Here is a 15,600-nt window from a genome sequence, read left to right on the forward strand (position 1 = left end):
GTCTCTCTTGTCATGGCGCATTCCGGGGCACCGCACGATGCGGTGCGGTGCGGTGATCCAGCTAAACCTAGAACGAACGTGGCAACTCCAGCAGGTGTTCGGCCACGTACGACAGGATCAGGTTGGTGGAAATCGGCGCGACCTGGTACAGGCGGGTCTCACGAAACTTGCGCTCGACGTCGTATTCATTGGCAAAACCGAAGCCGCCGTGGGTCTGCAGGCAGGCGTTGGCCGCCTCCCAACTGGCCTTGGCGGCCAGGTACTTGGCCATGTTGGCCGCGGCGCCGGCGTTCTTGCCGCTGTCGTACTCCTCACAGGCGCGCCAGCGCATCAGGTCGGCCGCTTCGATCTCGATATGCGCTTCGGCTATCGGGAACTGCACGCCCTGGTTCTGGCCGATGGGCCGGCCGAACACAACGCGGTCACGGGCGTAGTGGCTGGACTTCTCGATGAACCAGCGGCCATCGCCGATGCATTCGGCGGCGATCAGGGTGCGTTCGGCGTTGAGGCCATCGAGGATGTACTTGAAGCCTTTGCCTTCTTCACCGATCAGGCTGCTGGCCGGAATGCGCAGGTTGTCGAAGAACAGCTCGTTGGTTTCGTGGTTGACCATGTTGGCGATGGGCTGCACGGTCAGGCCGTTGCCGATGGCTTCGCGCAGGTCGACCAGGAAGATCGACATGCCTTCGGACTTCTTCTTGACCTCCGCCAGGGGCGTGGTGCGCGCCAGCAGGATCATCAGGTCCGAATGCTGGACCCGCGAGATCCACACCTTCTGGCCATTGATCAGGTAGTCGTCGCCCTGGCGCACGGCGGTGGTCTTGATCTTGGTGGTGTCGGTTCCGGTGGTCGGCTCGGTGACCCCCATCGACTGCAGGCGCAGTTCGCCACTGGCGAGCTTGGGCAGGTAGTAGCGCTTCTGCTCGTCACTGCCGTGGCGCAGCAAGGTGAACATGTTGTACATCTGGCCGTGGATGGTGCCGGAGTTGCCACCGCAGCGGTTGACCTCCTCCAGGATCACCGAGGCCTCGGCCAGGCCCAGGCCGGAACCGCCATAGGCCTCGGGGATCATTGCCGACAGCCAGCCGGCGGCGGTCATGGCGCTGACGAAGGCCTCGGGGAAGCCTTTGCGTTCATCGATCTTGCGCCAGTATTCGGCAGGAAAATCGGCACACAGCGCGCGCACGCCTTCGCGGATGGCATTGAGTGCTTCGTGATTGCGATCGGTCATGGTCATTGGACTCGCCGGGATACGGATGCAGTGATTCTGACCAGGCGAGGAGGGGAGCACGACTACCTTTTTTGTCTTTGAGGTATGCTGGTTGGGCATAGCTCATCGATAATCCCGGGGTGGTGTTTCTATGGATGTCGTTCAACTCAAGACACTGATCCACGTCGCCGAGCTCGGCAGCCTGAGCAAGGCGGCTGATCGCCTGCATATCGCCCAGCCTGCCCTCAGCCGGCAGATTCGCCAGTTGGAGCAGGAGCTGGGCGGCTACTTGTTCGAGCGCCATGGGCGTGGCATGCAAATCACCGAGATGGGCCGCGAGGTGCTGGCCCATGCCACGCGGATCATGGAAGAGATGGAGTCGATCCGCAGCACTGTGGCGGGTGGCGGTACGCTGTTTCGCGGCACTGTTGTGGTCGGCACCACGCCAACGGTGGCCGAAATCGCGACCGTACCCTGGGTGCGCATAATGCGTGAAGCGCAGCCCCACCTGGGTATCCGCTTTTCCTCGGCCTACAGCGGCTATCTGCTGGACTGGCTGCAGCGCGGAGAGCTGGAGCTCGCCATCTCCTACGACCCACCGCCGCTGCACACCTTGCGTATTGTCCCGGTGATGATGGAAAACCTGATTCTGGTCGGCCCGCCGCAGGCGGGCCTGCACCTGGACATGCCGCTCGCCTTTGCGCAACTGCAAGCGCACGAGCTGGTACTGCCCAGTGCGCGCCACGGGCTGCGGTTGATCGTCGATGAGTGCGCACGCAAGGCCGGCATTACCTTGCGTACCAGCCTTGAGGCCGATTCCTTTGCGGCGATGGTCGACCTGGTACGCAATGGCTTCGGCCTGACCGTGCTGCCCCTGGCTTCGATCTATGCCCACCTGCAGAGCGGCAGCCTGTGCGCTGCTCCGCTGGTCGACCCGACTCCGATGCGCAAGCTCGTACAAGTGTTCCCGGCAGATCGGAGGGTCAGCCCGGCGGCTAAATTCGTCGGCCAGGCCTTCACCGAAATTGCCGCCGACCTGGTCGAACGGCATATCTGGGCAGGGCACATGCTGTAGGGCGACAGGCATTTTTTACGGACTTTTTACGCCGCCCGCCAGCGCTTGCAAGGATACTGGCGGCGTAATGTCCTGACTGCTTGTGCATCGAAACCCGGTGCCGGGCAGCGGTGTCCAGGCCCTCTGTGTTCGAGACCGCTTACCGTGAGCTCATCTGCTTCCCACGCAACGCCCCTGAACCCTGCAAAAACCTCGTCAATCAGCTTGCTCGTCGCCGCCGTCGGCGTGGTCTACGGCGACATTGGCACCAGCCCGCTGTACACCCTCAAGGAAGTCTTCGCCGGCCACTATGGCGTGCAGGCCAACCATGACGGGGTACTGGGGATTCTGTCGCTGGTGTTCTGGTCGTTGATCTGGGTAGTGACCGTCAAGTACGTGTTGTTCGTGCTGCGTGCCGACAACCAGGGCGAGGGCGGCATCATGGCCCTGACCGCACTGGCACGGCGCGCTGCGGCGCCGTATCCGCGGCTGAGCCGGGTACTGGTACTGCTGGGACTGTTCGGCGCCGCGCTGTTCTATGGCGACAGCATGATTACCCCGGCGATCTCGGTATTGTCGGCGGTCGAGGGGTTGCAACTAGCCTTCGACGGCATCGAGCATTGGGTGGTGCCGATTGCGCTGGTGGTGCTGGTGGGCCTGTTCCTGATCCAGAAACACGGCACGGCGCGCATCGGCATATTGTTCGGCCCGGTGATGGTGCTGTGGTTCACCGTGCTGGGGGCGTTGGGTATCCACGGCATTGTCCAGCGCCCGGAAGTGTTGCAAGCGCTGAACCCGGCCTGGGCAGTGCAGTTCTTCGTGGTCCACCCAGGTATTGGCGTCGCCATTCTGGGCGCCGTGGTGCTGGCCTTGACCGGCGCCGAGGCGCTGTATGCCGATATGGGCCACTTTGGCCGCAAGCCCATTGCCCGGGCCTGGATCCTGCTGGTGCTGCCAGGGTTGGTGCTCAACTACTTCGGCCAGGGCGCATTGATCCTCGGCAATCCGGAGGCTGTGCGCAACCCGTTCTACCTGCTGGCGCCGGGCTGGGCGCTGGTGCCGATGATCGGGCTGTCGACCCTGGCCACCATCATCGCCTCCCAGGCGGTGATTTCCGGGGCGTTTTCGCTGACCCGCCAGGCCATCCAGCTCGGCTATGTGCCACGCATGTTCATCCAGCACACGTCGAGCCAGGAGCAGGGGCAGATCTACATCGGCACGGTGAACTGGGCGTTGATGGTTGGCGTGGTGCTGCTGGTGATCGGCTTTGAATCCTCCGGCGCCCTGGCGGCCGCCTATGGTGTGGCGGTGACCGGCACCATGTTGATCACTACCTTGCTGTCGGCGGCCGTGGTGCTGTTGGCGTGGAAGACCCCGCGCTGGCTGGCGGTGCCGTTGCTGCTGGGTTTCTTGTTGGTCGACAGCCTGTATTTCGCCGCCAACGCGCCGAAAATCTTCCAGGGTGGTGCGTTCCCGGTGATCGCCGGTATCGGCTTGTTCATCCTGATGACGACCTGGAAGCGCGGGCGCAAGATGATCGTCGAACGGCTGGATGAGTCGGCGCTGCCGTTGCCGTTGTTCATTGCCAGCATCGCCGCGCAGCCGCCGCACCGGGTGCAGGGGACGGCGGTGTTCCTGACCGCCCGGGCGGATGCGGTGCCCCATGCGTTGTTGCACAACTTGCTGCACAACCAGGTATTGCATGAACGGGTGGTGTTGTTGACCGTGGTGTCCCAGGACCGGCCGCGGGTGCCGCTGGCCCAGCGTTTTGAAGTGCAGGGTTTCGGGGAGGGCTTCTACCGGGTGAATTTGAACTTCGGCTTTATCGAGGAGCCGGATGTGCCGGCGGCGCTGCAGCTGTGTCATTTGCCGGCGCTTGATTTCAGTCCCATGGGCACCACGTACTTCTTGAGCCGCGAGACGGTGATTGCCACCAAGCGCATGGGCATGGCGCGGTGGCGGGAAGGCTTGTTTGCGTTCTTGCTGAAGAATGCCAACAGCAATCTTCGCTATTTCAACCTGCCGCTCAACCGGGTGATCGAGCTGGGGACGCAGGTGGAAATGTGATCGCGGGGCAAGCCCGCTCCTGCCGGACGGGTGGGAGCGGGCTTGCCCCGCGATGGATTGACTTAACCCGCCGCAGCCTGGGCTTCACCACCTGCCACCTGAGCGGTGTTGCGTACCAACCGATGCAGCCGGCTGGCCACGACAAAGCCGATCACCGCCAGCACCATCATGCTGATGAAAACGTAGTTGTAGCCCTGTGGCCCGGGAAACCGGTCAAGGATGGCGCCATAGCCGACATAGGCGAACATGCCCGGCGCATAGCCGATCAGGCAACCAATGCCAAAGGCTGAGCCGGTGATGTGCGCAGCGATGCCGACTTCGCCCATGGGCGCCCAGAACACGCCACGCATGGAGAACACGATGAAGGCAAACGACAGGGTCGCGGCCATGCCGGCATAGATGTAGCCAGGACTCTTGGGCACCAGGAGGATCATCGCCATCATCGGCAGCAACGCCAGGAACGCCCATTTCAGGTAACGGCTGGGGCTCTTGAATTGCTTGTCGGCCAGGAAGCCGCCCGCCGGGCCACCGAGGATCTTGAGCATGTACTGGTTGATGATGCCGTAGGCCCCCACCAGCGCGACCGGCAGGCCGTAGACCTCCTTGAGGTAGGGGATGAAGTAGGTCAGCCCGCAATACACGATGTAGACCATGAACACGTTGAAACTCACCAGCCAGATTGCCGGGACCTTGACGGCCTGCATCAGGTTGGCTGCTGGGTTCTTCCGGGTGGTGGCCTGTGCAGGCTGAGCGCCTTTGAGCAGGAACCAGGTCAGTACGCCGGCAGCAATGTCGATGACCGAGTAGAAGACAATTGCCGCCTTCAGGCCGGCCTCGGCAGCACCCATGGCAATGAACACACCCAGGGCCGAGAATGCCACCAGCGTGTCGATCACCCCGCGACCGCCTTCCAGCAGGCCGAACAGGCGGCCTTGTTCCTTGTCGTCGCCCAGGCCACGTACCGCCTTGAGCAACGCCGGCCAGTAGATGCAGTCGGCGCATACCGCCAGCAGGCAAAACACGATCATCAGGCTGTTGAAGGGCGGGAAGGTGGCCAGGTACAGGCCCAGCGCACCGGTGCCCAGCAGGCCCAGGGGAATCAGCTTGCGGGTGTCGAAGCGGTCGGCCAGCACACCGCCGACCACGAACAGCCCGGTGGCGATGATGGCGTTGGCACTGAGCAGCAGGCCGATTTCAGTGTGCGACAGCCCCATGAATTCCTGCATGGGGACATAGAACGCGTCCTTGAGGTTTGCCAGCTTGTAGATGGTGCCGCCACCGAGGATCAGTATCAGGAATTTGAACCATTTGGCCTTGTCTTGAGTGCTCATTGTTGTTCTCCAGGCGTGATGGGTAGGGCGCTCAGGCGGAGGTGGCCAGGGCAAGTTCGGCCAGCGTGCGCAATTCGGCCAGCAGGCCCTTCACATAGCTGACCTGGTTGTTGGCCCAGCGCTGTTCGCCGGCCAGCATCTGTTCGAGGGTGAAGCCTTCGGGCAGGGGGGTGTCGCTCATTTCCCGGTAGGCAATGAACGGGTCGGCCGGCTCGTGCAGTTGGCGAAATGCCGGGGCGACGTAGTGGTTTTCCTGTTCGAGGATGAAGGCGATCACTTGTGGTTCGCGTTCCCCGAGCATCAGCAGTTCGAACAACATGCGCGGGCTGGGCAGGTCGTCTTCGGCGCTGCCTTGCAGTACCCCGTAGTGGCCAAAGCCCTGGGCCTCGGCTACCACGCGAACACCCTTGAGGTGGGTCTGGCGAATGTGCGGGGCCAGGTGCGCCAAGGCCTGCAAGGGTTGCTCGCAGGCGTTGATCATGTTGCCGAAGTCGAACAGGGCGTGCAGGCGCGGGTGGTTGGCCTGGCTCAGCAGTTGGGCGATTTCGTCGCTCTTGAGCTCCTCGTGCTGCTCGAAATCAAAGTAAAGGTCGTGGGCATCGGCCTGCTGGGCGAGGTATTGAAGGTCGCCGGCGATCCGCTCCATCACCTGCGACAGCGGGCCTTCGTAGCGCGAATAGACGCGGATGTTGCGGGTACCGATGGCCTTGGCCACGGCGATCGCGGCATCGACATCGGCCTTGAGGGTGCTGCTCAGCTCAAGGTGAACAGCCAGCTGCAACGCCTGGGCCTTCTCGGCAAAGGCGCCCAACTGCTCGGCACTCATCTGCGACAGGCTGTTGTGCTCACCGTCGAGCATATGCAGGCTCAGCCCCGCCAGTTCGTGGCGATAGGCAAAGTCGAGGAGGTCGAAGGGCGTCAGGCGACCATGGGTGAGGTTGGTCAACAAGGGGTAGGCATGGGCGAACAGGCGAACCTGATCGAGGCGTTCGAGCAGGCGTGCGGCCAGTTCGCGGGTCAACAGCACCGGCGCTGCAGCGCCTTTGGTCTTGTTATCGAGCAACCGGGTGAAGCGTTCTTGGATAGCATTCATTCGAGTCGTTCCTGGTGCGGGCACCGGTTCTACCGGCGCGTTCTTTATCGCGCCGGCGAGGATCGCTCGATAGATCCATTACGAATCGAATGTTAAGGCCACTGCAAAACGGTTACGGCTTCAGGTGCCCCAGGGCCCGCAGCGCCTGGGCCAGGGCCCGAACCTTGGCCGGGGCCTCGACCTGGGGGGTACCGGCAAAGCCGATCAGCAGGGCGGGCGGCAGGTACCGCTGCAGGCAGTAGTCGCTCAAGGCATAGGTGTGAACACCTTGCTCGGCCAATTGCCGGGCGACCAGTTGATCGTCCAGGTGCGGCGGTAGCCAGGCGATCAAGTGCATGCCGGCTTCTACCGGGGCAATTCGCAAGAGCCCGCCCAGCTCTCGCTTGAGGGTATCCACCAAGCACTGCTGGCGGGCTTGATACAGTACACGCATGCGGCGTATGTGGCCGATGAAGTGGCCTTCGCACATGAAGTCCGCCGTTACCGCCTGCAGCAGGGTGGGCGGGCTGCGGTCCATGACAGCGCGGATGGTGCAGAAGGGTTCGACCAGGGGCTTTGGTAGAATCACATAGCCCAGGCGCAGGGACGGGAACAGCACCTTGCTGAATGTGCCGACATAGATCACCCGATCGGTTTGGTCCATGGCATACAGCGCCGGCAATTGGCGACCGCTGTAGCGCAGTTCGCTGTCGCAGTCGTCTTCGATGATCCAGCGCTCATGGCTTGCTGCCCAGTCGATCAGTTCCAGGCGCCGGCTGTGGCTCAGGGTCACGCCCAAGGGATGCTGGCGGGACGGGGTCGTGAAGGCAAGGCGGGCATCGGCGCAGTCGGCAATGCCTTGCTGCACATCAATGCCCTGGTCGTCGATGCGTACCGGTACCACCCGGCAGCCATGGGCCTGGAAGGCTATGCGCGCGGCAATGTGGCCCGGGTCCTCCATCCACACCGGGTCGTGCGGATTGAGCAGCAGCATCGCCAACAGATTGAAGGCCTGCTGCGCGCCGGAGACGATCACCACCTGCTCGGCACTGCAGTCGATGCCACGGGCGTCGAACACGTACTCGGCGATGGCCCGGCGCAGGTCCAGTAGCCCCTGCAGCTCGCCATAGCCCAGCAGCGCCTTGCTCGGCTTCTGCGCATGGCGGCTCAGCAGGCGCTTCCACACCGCCTGGGGAAAGGCCTCGAAGGCGCCATGGCTGGGCAGGAACGAGGTCGGGGTGTCGGAGCCGCAATGGGCATAGGACACCCCGCGAAAGTGATCGCTGCGCAGCGACAGCATCGACTGGCTCAACGCCGACAGCTTCGGTGGCACAGGCGGCTGCGGCTCGGTTCCGCCTGCGCGCTCCCACTCATCGCCCACATAGGTACCGGCTCCGGTACGTGACACCAGGAAGCCCTCGGCAATCAACTGGTCGAAGGCGTTGAGCAGGGTGATGCGCGACAGGTTCAGTTCCTGGCTCAAGGTGCGCGTGGACGGCAGGCGGATGCCCCCTTGCAGGCGCCCGGTGAGAATCTGCTTGCGGATCTGCAGGTACAGCTGGCGATAAAGCGGGGTGGTGCTGTCGCGATCGAGCTCAATACCTGAAAGCAGCAAACCGGCGGGGGACTTCATTCGGGACTCGTTGGCAAGGTGAAGAGGGCCTGATCATCGTACGAGAAAGCCTTGCGGGCGGCCACTGGCGGCTGGGTTGTCATCAAATGAAAACAGTGTGTCGTCCGATGCGAAGCACCTCGCAAGCGTAGGGCTTAGAGTCCAATCAACCTGAACTGACGCACTGCGTCCAGATCGATGATTGGAGTGACATGCATGGCCAAAGTCGTACGTTTTTATCAAACCGGTGGTCCCGAGGTGCTGCGCTATGAGGACGCCGAGGTCGGCGAGCCCGGCCCGGGCCAGGTCCGGTTGCGCCAGGTGGCTGTGGGCCTGAACTACGCCGATACCTACTTTCGCAACGGCACCTACCCGATTCCGATGCCCAACGGCATGGGTGTCGAAGCCTCGGGCGTGGTGCAGGCAGTAGGTGAGGGCGTGACCCAGGTGGCCGTCGGTGATCGTGTGACCTACACCGGTTTTCTCAACACCCTGGGTGCCTACTGCACCGAGCGCCTGATCCCTGCCGCCGCGCTGATCAAACTGCCCGAGACCATCGCTTTTGAAACCGCCGCAGCCATGACCATGCGTGGCCTCACCTCGGCCTACCTGATGCGCCGCCTGTACGACTTCAAGCCCGGCGATACCGTGCTGCTGCACGCCGCTGCTGGCGGCGTCGGCCTGATCGTTTCGCAGTGGGCCAAACTGCTCGGCGTGAATGTGATCGGTACCGTGTCCACCGAAGCCAAGGCGGAAGTGGCCAAGGCCCATGGTTGCACCCACACCATCAACTACAGCCATGAAGACGTGGCTGCGCGCGTGCGCGAGCTGACGGACGGGGTGGGCGCCAACGTGGTGTTCGACAGCGTTGGCAAAAACACGTTCATGGCCTCGCTCGACTCGCTCAAGCGCCGCGGCCTGATGGTCTGCGTGGGCACTGCCTCCGGCACCATCCCGCCGTTCGACCCGCAGATCCTGGCGATGAAGGGCTCCTTGCACCTGACGCGTCCGGCACTGGCCGACTATATCGCCGACCCCGCCGAGAAGGCCGACCTGGCCGGCGAGTTGTTCGACCATGTCAGCAGCGGCCGGATCAAGATCGAGATCAACCAACACTACGCCCTCCAGGACGCCGTCCAGGCGCACCGAGACCTGGAAGCGCGCAAAACCACCGGCTCCTCGATCTTCGTCATCTGAAGAGGGCAACACATGCACATCGAACAACTGACTTGCGCCATCGGTGCTGAAGTGACCGGTGTAAACCTGGCGGATGCGGTCCACGACGATGGCCTGTTCGACCAGTTGCGTGAACAACTGCTCAAGCACCGCGTGCTGTTCTTGCGTGACCAGAACATCACCCGTGCCGAACATGTGGCCTTCGCCCGGCGCTTTGGCGACCTGGAGGACCACCCGGTGGCCGGTAGCGACCCGGAGCACCCGGGCCTGGTGCAGATCTACAAGCGTCCCGACCAGCCGGTCGATCGCTATGAAAACGCGTGGCACACCGACGCCACCTGGCGCGAGGCGCCGCCGATGGGCTGCGTGTTGCGCTGCGTGGAGTGCCCGCCGGTGGGGGGCGACACCCTGTGGGCGAACATGGTGCTGGCCTACCAGAACCTCCCCGATGACATAAAACAGAAAATTGAAGGCCTGCGCGCTCGCCACAGCATCGAGGCCAGTTTCGGCGCCGCGATGCCGATGGAAAAGCGCCTGGCGCTCAAGGCCCAGTACCCCGATGCCGAGCACCCGGTGGTGCGCACCCACCCTGAAACCGGCGAACAGGTGTTGTTCGTCAACGCCTTCACCACTCATTTCAGCAACTACCACACCCCGCAACGGGTGCGTTTCGGCCAGGACGCCAACCCCGGTGCCTCGGACCTGTTGCGCTACCTGATCAGCCAGGCCTACCTGCCCGAGTATCAGGTGCGCTGGCGCTGGAAGCCCAACAGCATCGCCATCTGGGACAACCGCAGTACCCAGCATTACGCGGTCATGGACTACCCGCCATGCCACCGCAAGATGGAACGCGCCGGGATCAAGGGCGACCGTACCTTCTGAGCATTACCGATCCGCCCCACGGCGGACAAAAGACAATAACAAGACTGAGGATGACAGCATGCAATTCTTCGATGATTCGTTGCACCCGGAAAACATGGAAAAGGTGGTGATCACCGTCGCCCCGTACGGCCCGGAATGGATGCCTGAGGACTTTCCCGAAGACATTCCGCTGACCATGGATGAACAAGTTCAAAAAGCGGTCGATTGCTACGAGGCCGGTGCCACCGTACTCCACCTGCACGTACGTGAACTCGACGGCAAGGGCTCCAAGCGCCTGTCCAAATTCAACGAACTGATTGCCGGCGTGCGTGAAGCGGTACCTGAGATGATCATTCAGGTGGGCGGTTCGATCTCGTTCGCCCCGGAAAGCGATGGCGAAGCCGCCAAGTGGCTGTCCGACGACACCCGCCACATGCTCGCCGACCTGACGCCCAAGCCCGACCAGGTCACGGTGGCAATCAACACCACGCAAATGAATATCATGGAGCTGCTGTACCCGGAGTACCTGGAGGGCACCTCGCTGGCCAATCCGGCGATCCAGGCCGCCTACAGCGAAATGACCGTACCGGCCGGGCCTGCCTGGGTACGCGAACACCTGCGCCGCCTGACCGCGAGCAACATTCAGCCGCACTTCCAGCTCACCGGCATGCATGCCCTGGAAACCCTTGAGCGCATCGTGCGCCGGGGCGACTACATGGGCCCGCTGAACCTGACCTGGATTGGCATCGGCGGCGGCTTCGACGGCCCCAACCCGTTCAACTTCTTCAACTTCATCCACCGCGCGCCCAATGGCTGCACCTTGACCGCCGAATCGCTGCTCAAGAACGTGCTGCCGTTCAACACCATGGCCCTGGCGATGGGCCTGCACCCACGCTGTGGCAACGAAGACACCATTATCGACCAGCACGGCAAGCGCTTCGGCTCGGTGCAACAGATCCAGCAAACCGTGCGTGTTGCCCACGAGCTGGGCCGCGAAATCGCCAACGGCAAGGAAGCCCGTGCCATTTACCGCATTGGCGAGCAGTACCGCAGCATCGAGGAAACCCTCAAGGCCAACGGCATGGCGCCTAACCGCCTGCCGGGCCAGAAAGGCGTACCCCAGCGCGCCTGATGGACCAGGGTCGGCGCGCCCGACAGGCGCCGACCCGTCCGTTACAGCGTTATCAGTCAGGCTTTTCAATAACAACAAGATTTACGCCAGACAACCAGAGGAGGCAGCATGGCCGCCTATATCGCCAGCGCCACAGATGATGGTGCCGACACTTCACGTGGCATTCCGCGGCGTTATGCCTGGATTGTCTTTGCCTTGACCTTCGGCCTGCTGATCTCCGACTACATGTCGCGTCAGGTACTGAACGCCGTTTTTCCGCTGCTCAAGAGCGAATGGACCCTGACCGACAGTCAGTTGGGCTTGCTCAGCGGCATTGTTGCCCTGATGGTGGGGCTTTTGACCTTTCCGCTGTCGTTGCTGGCCGACCGCTTTGGCCGGATCAGGAGCCTGGTGCTGATGGCTGTGCTCTGGAGCCTGGCGACCCTGGGTTGCGCCTTGGCGGAAAACTACCAGCAAATGTTCATTGCCCGTTTCCTGGTAGGTGTCGGTGAAGCGGCCTATGGCAGTGTCGGCATCGCCGTGGTGGTGGCGGTATTCCCCCGCGACATGCGTGCAACGCTGGCCGGTGCGTTCATGGCCGGAGGCATGTTCGGCTCGGTGCTGGGCATGGCGCTGGGCGGAGTGATGGCCCAGCATTTTGGCTGGCGCTGGGCATTTGCCGGCATGGCGGCGTTCGGCCTGTTGCTGGCCGTGTTGTACCCGCTGATCGTCAAGGAAGCCAAGATCGCCCCCAAGCGCGCCGCCGCAGCCGCCTGCAAGGTCGCCCGGCCGCTGCACACCCTGTATGGCAGCCGTTCGGTGATTGCCGCCTATGTGGCCAGCGGGCTGCAGCTGTTCGTGGGCGGTACGGTGATCGTCTGGATGCCCAGCTACCTGAACCGCTACTACGACATGGGCACTGACAAGGCTGGCGCCGTGGCGGCCATCATCGTGCTGTGCAGCGGCATTGGCATCATTCTCTGCGGCATGCTCTGCGACCGCCTGGGGCGTCAGCGCCCGGACCGCAAGATCAGCCTGGCCATTGGCTATTGCCTGGGCAGTTGCCTGTTGCTGTCGCTGGCCTTTGCATTGCCCTCGGGCACCGCGCAACTGGTACTGATCTGCCTGGGGATGATGATTGCCGCCGGCACCAACGGGCCATCCAGTGCCATGGTTGCCAACCTGACCCATTACTCGGTGCATGGCACCGCGTTCGCCACCCTGACCTTGGCCAACAACCTGTTGGGCCTGGCCACCGGGCCTTTGATTACCGGCCGCGTCTCCGACGTGATCGGCCTGCACGCAGCCTTCCAGCTGGTGCCGCTGATCAGTATCGGCGCGGCTGCCGTGTTCTTTATTGCCAAACGCCACTACCACAACGACATGGCTCGCCTGCAAGACCCTCAGGTGGCAGAGCCAGGCGTGGCCCAGGAGTTGAAACCGTGAAGCCTGTGTTGTCCATCGATGTATTTTTCGATTTTATCTGCCCCTGGTGCCTGATCGGCCAGCGCCACCTTGAGCGTGCGCTGGCGCAACTGCGCGCCGAGCAACCCCGGCTACAGGTCAACCTGCGCTGGCGGGGCGTGCAGCTGTTGCCGCACATGCCTGCAGATGGCCTGCCGTTCGAGGCGTTCTATCGTGAGCGCCTGGGCAGCGAGCAGGCAGTGCGCCACCGCCAGGCGCAGGTACGGGTGGCGGCCAGCGCAGCGGGTGCGCACATCGACTTTTCCCGCATCAGCCGCATGCCCAACACCGCCGATGCTCACCGGTTGCTGGAGCGCGCCGTGGCCCTGGGCAATCCGACTCAGGTAGAGGCGCTGCTCGATCAATTGTTTGCCGCCTACTTTCACCAAGGCAAGGACCTGGGCAATCGCGCCACTTTGCTGGGCATTGCCGAGGGCTGCGGGCTGATGCCGGCACAGGTTGCCGACTGCCTGCGCGGTGACGGTACACCGTTCACCAGTGCCAGCCCGGCGCCGGCCAGCGGTGTGCCGTGCTTCAGTTTCAACCAGCGCCGTGTGGTGTCTGGCGCCCAACCTGTGGAGGTGTTGCTCGAGGTAATGCGCGAGTCCCTGGCAGAGGCTGCAGCATGACGCTTCGATACCCCGTGCCCGCCCACAAGGTGCCTGCACGCGACAGTCGCGCGCTGGTGGAATTCGAGGGCAGGAGCCTGGCGTTGTTCAACGTCGCCGACACCCTGTACGCCATTGACGACAGTTGCCCGCACCAGGGTGCTTCGTTGTGCGGCGGGCGTCTGGACGGGCGGGTGATCCAGTGCTGCGCCCATGGCCTGCGCTTCGATCTGGCCAGCGGCTACCTGCTCAATTCCACGGCGCTCAAAGTGCCGAGCTACCCGGTCGAACGCCTGGGTGAGCAGGTGTATATCGTGTTGGATGCCCAGGAGCCTGGCCAATGAGCACAATCGCAATTGCCACCGTCAACCACCGTGCGCGGGAGCTGGCGCCGGGCTTTATCGTCAGCCTGATCGCGGCGGCGGCGGCGAGTTTTCTGAGTGAACACTACGACGCACCGGTGATGCTGTTTGCCCTGTTGCTGGGGATGGCCCTGAACTTTCTCGCGGCAGACGGGCGCTGCAAGGCCGGTATCGAGTTCACCGCACGCACGGTATTGCGCATTGGGGTCGCGTTGCTGGGCATGCGTATTACCCTGGAGCAGATTGCCAGCCTTGGCTGGAAGCCGGTGGCACTGGTCATCATTATCGTGGTGGTGACCATTGGCGTGTCGATGGTGGTCGCCAAGGCCATGGGGTTCAATCGGCTGTTCGGCATGTTGACCGGCGGTGCGACCGCCATCTGCGGAGCGTCGGCGGCACTGGCACTGGCGGCGGCGCTGCCTGCGCACAAGCAGAAGGAACATGCCACGCTGTTTACGGTGATCGGCGTATCGGCGCTGTCGACCCTGGCGATGATCCTCTACCCCATGATCGCTGACTGGCTGCAGTTGTCGCCACCGCAGGCCGGGGTGTTCCTGGGCGCCACTATCCACGATGTGGCGCAGGTGGTGGGGGCTGGCTACAGCATGTCCACCGAGACCGGCGATGTGGCCACGGTGGTGAAATTGATGCGGGTGGCGATGTTGCTGCCGGTGATCGTGGTGGCGGCGATGATCACCCGGCGCGCCGGGGACGATGCCAGTGGTCAGCGGCCGCCGCTGTTGCCCTGGTTCGCGGTAGGGTTTGTGCTGTTGGCGTGCCTGAACAGTACCGGTTGGGTGCCAGCGCTGGTGCAGGGCGGGGTCAACGACCTGTCGCGCTGGTGCCTGGTGGTGGCGATCAGTGCGCTGGGGATGAAGACCCAGCTCAAGGAACTGGCCAAGGTAGGCATCAAACCCATTGCCTTGATGGTGGGGGAGACGGTATTTCTGGTCGTGCTGGTACTGGCCCTGATGCATTGGGGGTTGTAGCCCCCAATGCGGGGCTTGCCTTGCTACTGGGCGTCCAGGCCCATCTGCCAGAAGTCGGCCTCCAGGCGCGAGGCCTGGGCGAAGACTTTCACCAGCTCCTCGAACCGACGTTCGGTCATGGCCCGTGAGGCCAGGTCGTCCAGGTGCGCCCGGGCAGCCGTCGCAACCGCCTGATAGCCGGCACCGGCGTATTCGCCGATCCACTCGCGGTACGGGTGATCGACCAGGGCCTCGGCCCCCTCGGGGCTTAAATTGCGACCGATTTCGGCATAGCCGATGACGCAGGGGGCCAGTGCCACATGCAGGTCGAGCAGGTCGCCTGCCGCACCGCAGTCCAGGACGAAACGGGTGTAGGCCACCGTCGCCTGGTGTTCCGGTGTGGCAGTAAGCGCTTCAGGTGACAGGCCCCAGCGCTGGCACAGGCGCACATGCAGTTCGGTTTCGTCGAGAATGGCCGCCAGCCCCGCCTGGGCCGAGCGAATGTCGGCCAGGGTGCGACTCTTGTAGGCGGCAAGGGCCCAGGAGCGGGCGAACTGGATCAGGAACAGGTAGTCCTGCACCAGGTACTTGCGAAAGGCTGGCTGGGCCAGGGTGCCCGCGCCCATCTGGCGGACGAAGTCGTGGTCGACATAGCTGTTCCAGTCGGCGGCTGCGGCCTGCTTGAGGCGCTCGAAAATGTCCAT

Annotated in this window: 14 protein-coding genes; 9 read left to right on the plus strand and 5 right to left on the minus strand. The window is 63.3% G+C overall.

What is annotated here, in order from left to right:
- Positions 1-67: 67 nt before the first annotated feature.
- On the minus strand, positions 68-1,231 hold the full coding sequence (locus tag ABVN19_RS08560) for an acyl-CoA dehydrogenase family protein (RefSeq protein WP_105641386.1): 1,164 nt from the start codon (positions 1,229-1,231) through the stop codon (positions 68-70).
- 130 nt (positions 1,232-1,361) lie between these two features.
- On the opposite strand from ABVN19_RS08560, the gene ABVN19_RS08565 reads away from it, so the two are divergent.
- Both ABVN19_RS08565 and ABVN19_RS08570 read left to right on the plus strand, forming a co-directional pair.
- Positions 1,362-2,285, plus strand: coding sequence for a LysR family transcriptional regulator (locus ABVN19_RS08565; RefSeq protein WP_105641342.1), 924 nt, complete (start codon positions 1,362-1,364; stop codon positions 2,283-2,285).
- A 144-nt stretch (positions 2,286-2,429) separates the two neighbouring features.
- A complete protein-coding gene (locus ABVN19_RS08570) occupies positions 2,430-4,331 on the plus strand; it encodes a potassium transporter Kup (RefSeq protein WP_177431033.1) in 1,902 nt (633 codons plus the stop codon).
- 62 nt (positions 4,332-4,393) lie between these two features.
- Here ABVN19_RS08570 and ABVN19_RS08575 read toward each other — a convergent pair whose 3' ends face one another.
- The 3 genes from ABVN19_RS08575 to ABVN19_RS08585 all read right to left on the minus strand — a co-directional run bounded on the left by ABVN19_RS08575 (position 4,394) and on the right by ABVN19_RS08585 (position 8,367).
- Positions 4,394-5,662 (minus strand): MFS transporter, encoded by a 1,269-nt coding sequence (locus ABVN19_RS08575; RefSeq protein WP_105641341.1) that lies wholly within the window; start codon positions 5,660-5,662, stop codon positions 4,394-4,396.
- Positions 5,663-5,693: 31 nt separating this feature from the next.
- On the minus strand, positions 5,694-6,755 hold the full coding sequence (locus ABVN19_RS08580) for a TIM barrel protein (protein WP_105641340.1): 1,062 nt from the start codon (positions 6,753-6,755) through the stop codon (positions 5,694-5,696).
- Between the two features lie 112 nt (positions 6,756-6,867).
- Entirely contained in the window at positions 6,868-8,367 is a 1,500-nt protein-coding gene (locus ABVN19_RS08585) for a PLP-dependent aminotransferase family protein (protein ID WP_105641339.1), read from the minus strand.
- A 195-nt stretch (positions 8,368-8,562) separates the two neighbouring features.
- Here ABVN19_RS08585 and ABVN19_RS08590 point away from each other — a divergent pair, with 195 nt between their 5' ends.
- The 7 genes from ABVN19_RS08590 (at position 8,563) to ABVN19_RS08620 (ending at position 14,917) form a co-directional block, all read left to right on the plus strand.
- Positions 8,563-9,543 (plus strand): quinone oxidoreductase, encoded by a 981-nt coding sequence (locus ABVN19_RS08590; RefSeq protein ID WP_028945094.1) that lies wholly within the window; start codon positions 8,563-8,565, stop codon positions 9,541-9,543.
- Between the two features lie 12 nt (positions 9,544-9,555).
- Positions 9,556-10,404, plus strand: a complete 849-nt coding sequence (locus ABVN19_RS08595) for a TauD/TfdA family dioxygenase (RefSeq protein ID WP_028945095.1) — start codon at positions 9,556-9,558, stop codon at positions 10,402-10,404.
- Between the two features lie 58 nt (positions 10,405-10,462).
- Positions 10,463-11,515, plus strand: a complete 1,053-nt coding sequence (locus tag ABVN19_RS08600; RefSeq protein ID WP_028945096.1) for a 3-keto-5-aminohexanoate cleavage protein — start codon at positions 10,463-10,465, stop codon at positions 11,513-11,515.
- 108 nt (positions 11,516-11,623) lie between these two features.
- Positions 11,624-12,940 (plus strand): MFS transporter, encoded by a 1,317-nt coding sequence (locus tag ABVN19_RS08605; protein WP_028945097.1) that lies wholly within the window; start codon positions 11,624-11,626, stop codon positions 12,938-12,940.
- Positions 12,937-13,587 (plus strand): DsbA family oxidoreductase, encoded by a 651-nt coding sequence (locus tag ABVN19_RS08610; RefSeq protein ID WP_105641338.1) that lies wholly within the window; start codon positions 12,937-12,939, stop codon positions 13,585-13,587. The genes ABVN19_RS08605 and ABVN19_RS08610 overlap by 4 nt, the downstream gene beginning before the upstream one ends.
- Positions 13,584-13,910 carry a Rieske 2Fe-2S domain-containing protein gene (locus ABVN19_RS08615; protein ID WP_028945099.1) on the plus strand — a complete coding sequence of 109 codons (327 nt, stop codon included), beginning with the start codon at positions 13,584-13,586 and terminating at the stop codon, positions 13,908-13,910. The genes ABVN19_RS08610 and ABVN19_RS08615 overlap by 4 nt, the downstream gene beginning before the upstream one ends.
- A complete protein-coding gene (locus tag ABVN19_RS08620; protein WP_028945100.1) occupies positions 13,907-14,917 on the plus strand; it encodes a putative sulfate exporter family transporter in 1,011 nt (336 codons plus the stop codon). Before ABVN19_RS08615 ends, ABVN19_RS08620 begins: the two co-directional genes overlap by 4 nt.
- A gap of 23 nt (positions 14,918-14,940) precedes the next feature.
- On the opposite strand, the gene ABVN19_RS08625 is transcribed toward ABVN19_RS08620, so the two are convergent.
- A complete protein-coding gene (locus tag ABVN19_RS08625; RefSeq protein WP_105641337.1) occupies positions 14,941-15,600 on the minus strand; it encodes a TenA family protein in 660 nt (219 codons plus the stop codon).

The organism is Pseudomonas vranovensis, from assembly GCF_040438935.1.
GTDB classification, from domain to species: domain Bacteria; phylum Pseudomonadota; class Gammaproteobacteria; order Pseudomonadales; family Pseudomonadaceae; genus Aquipseudomonas; species Aquipseudomonas vranovensis.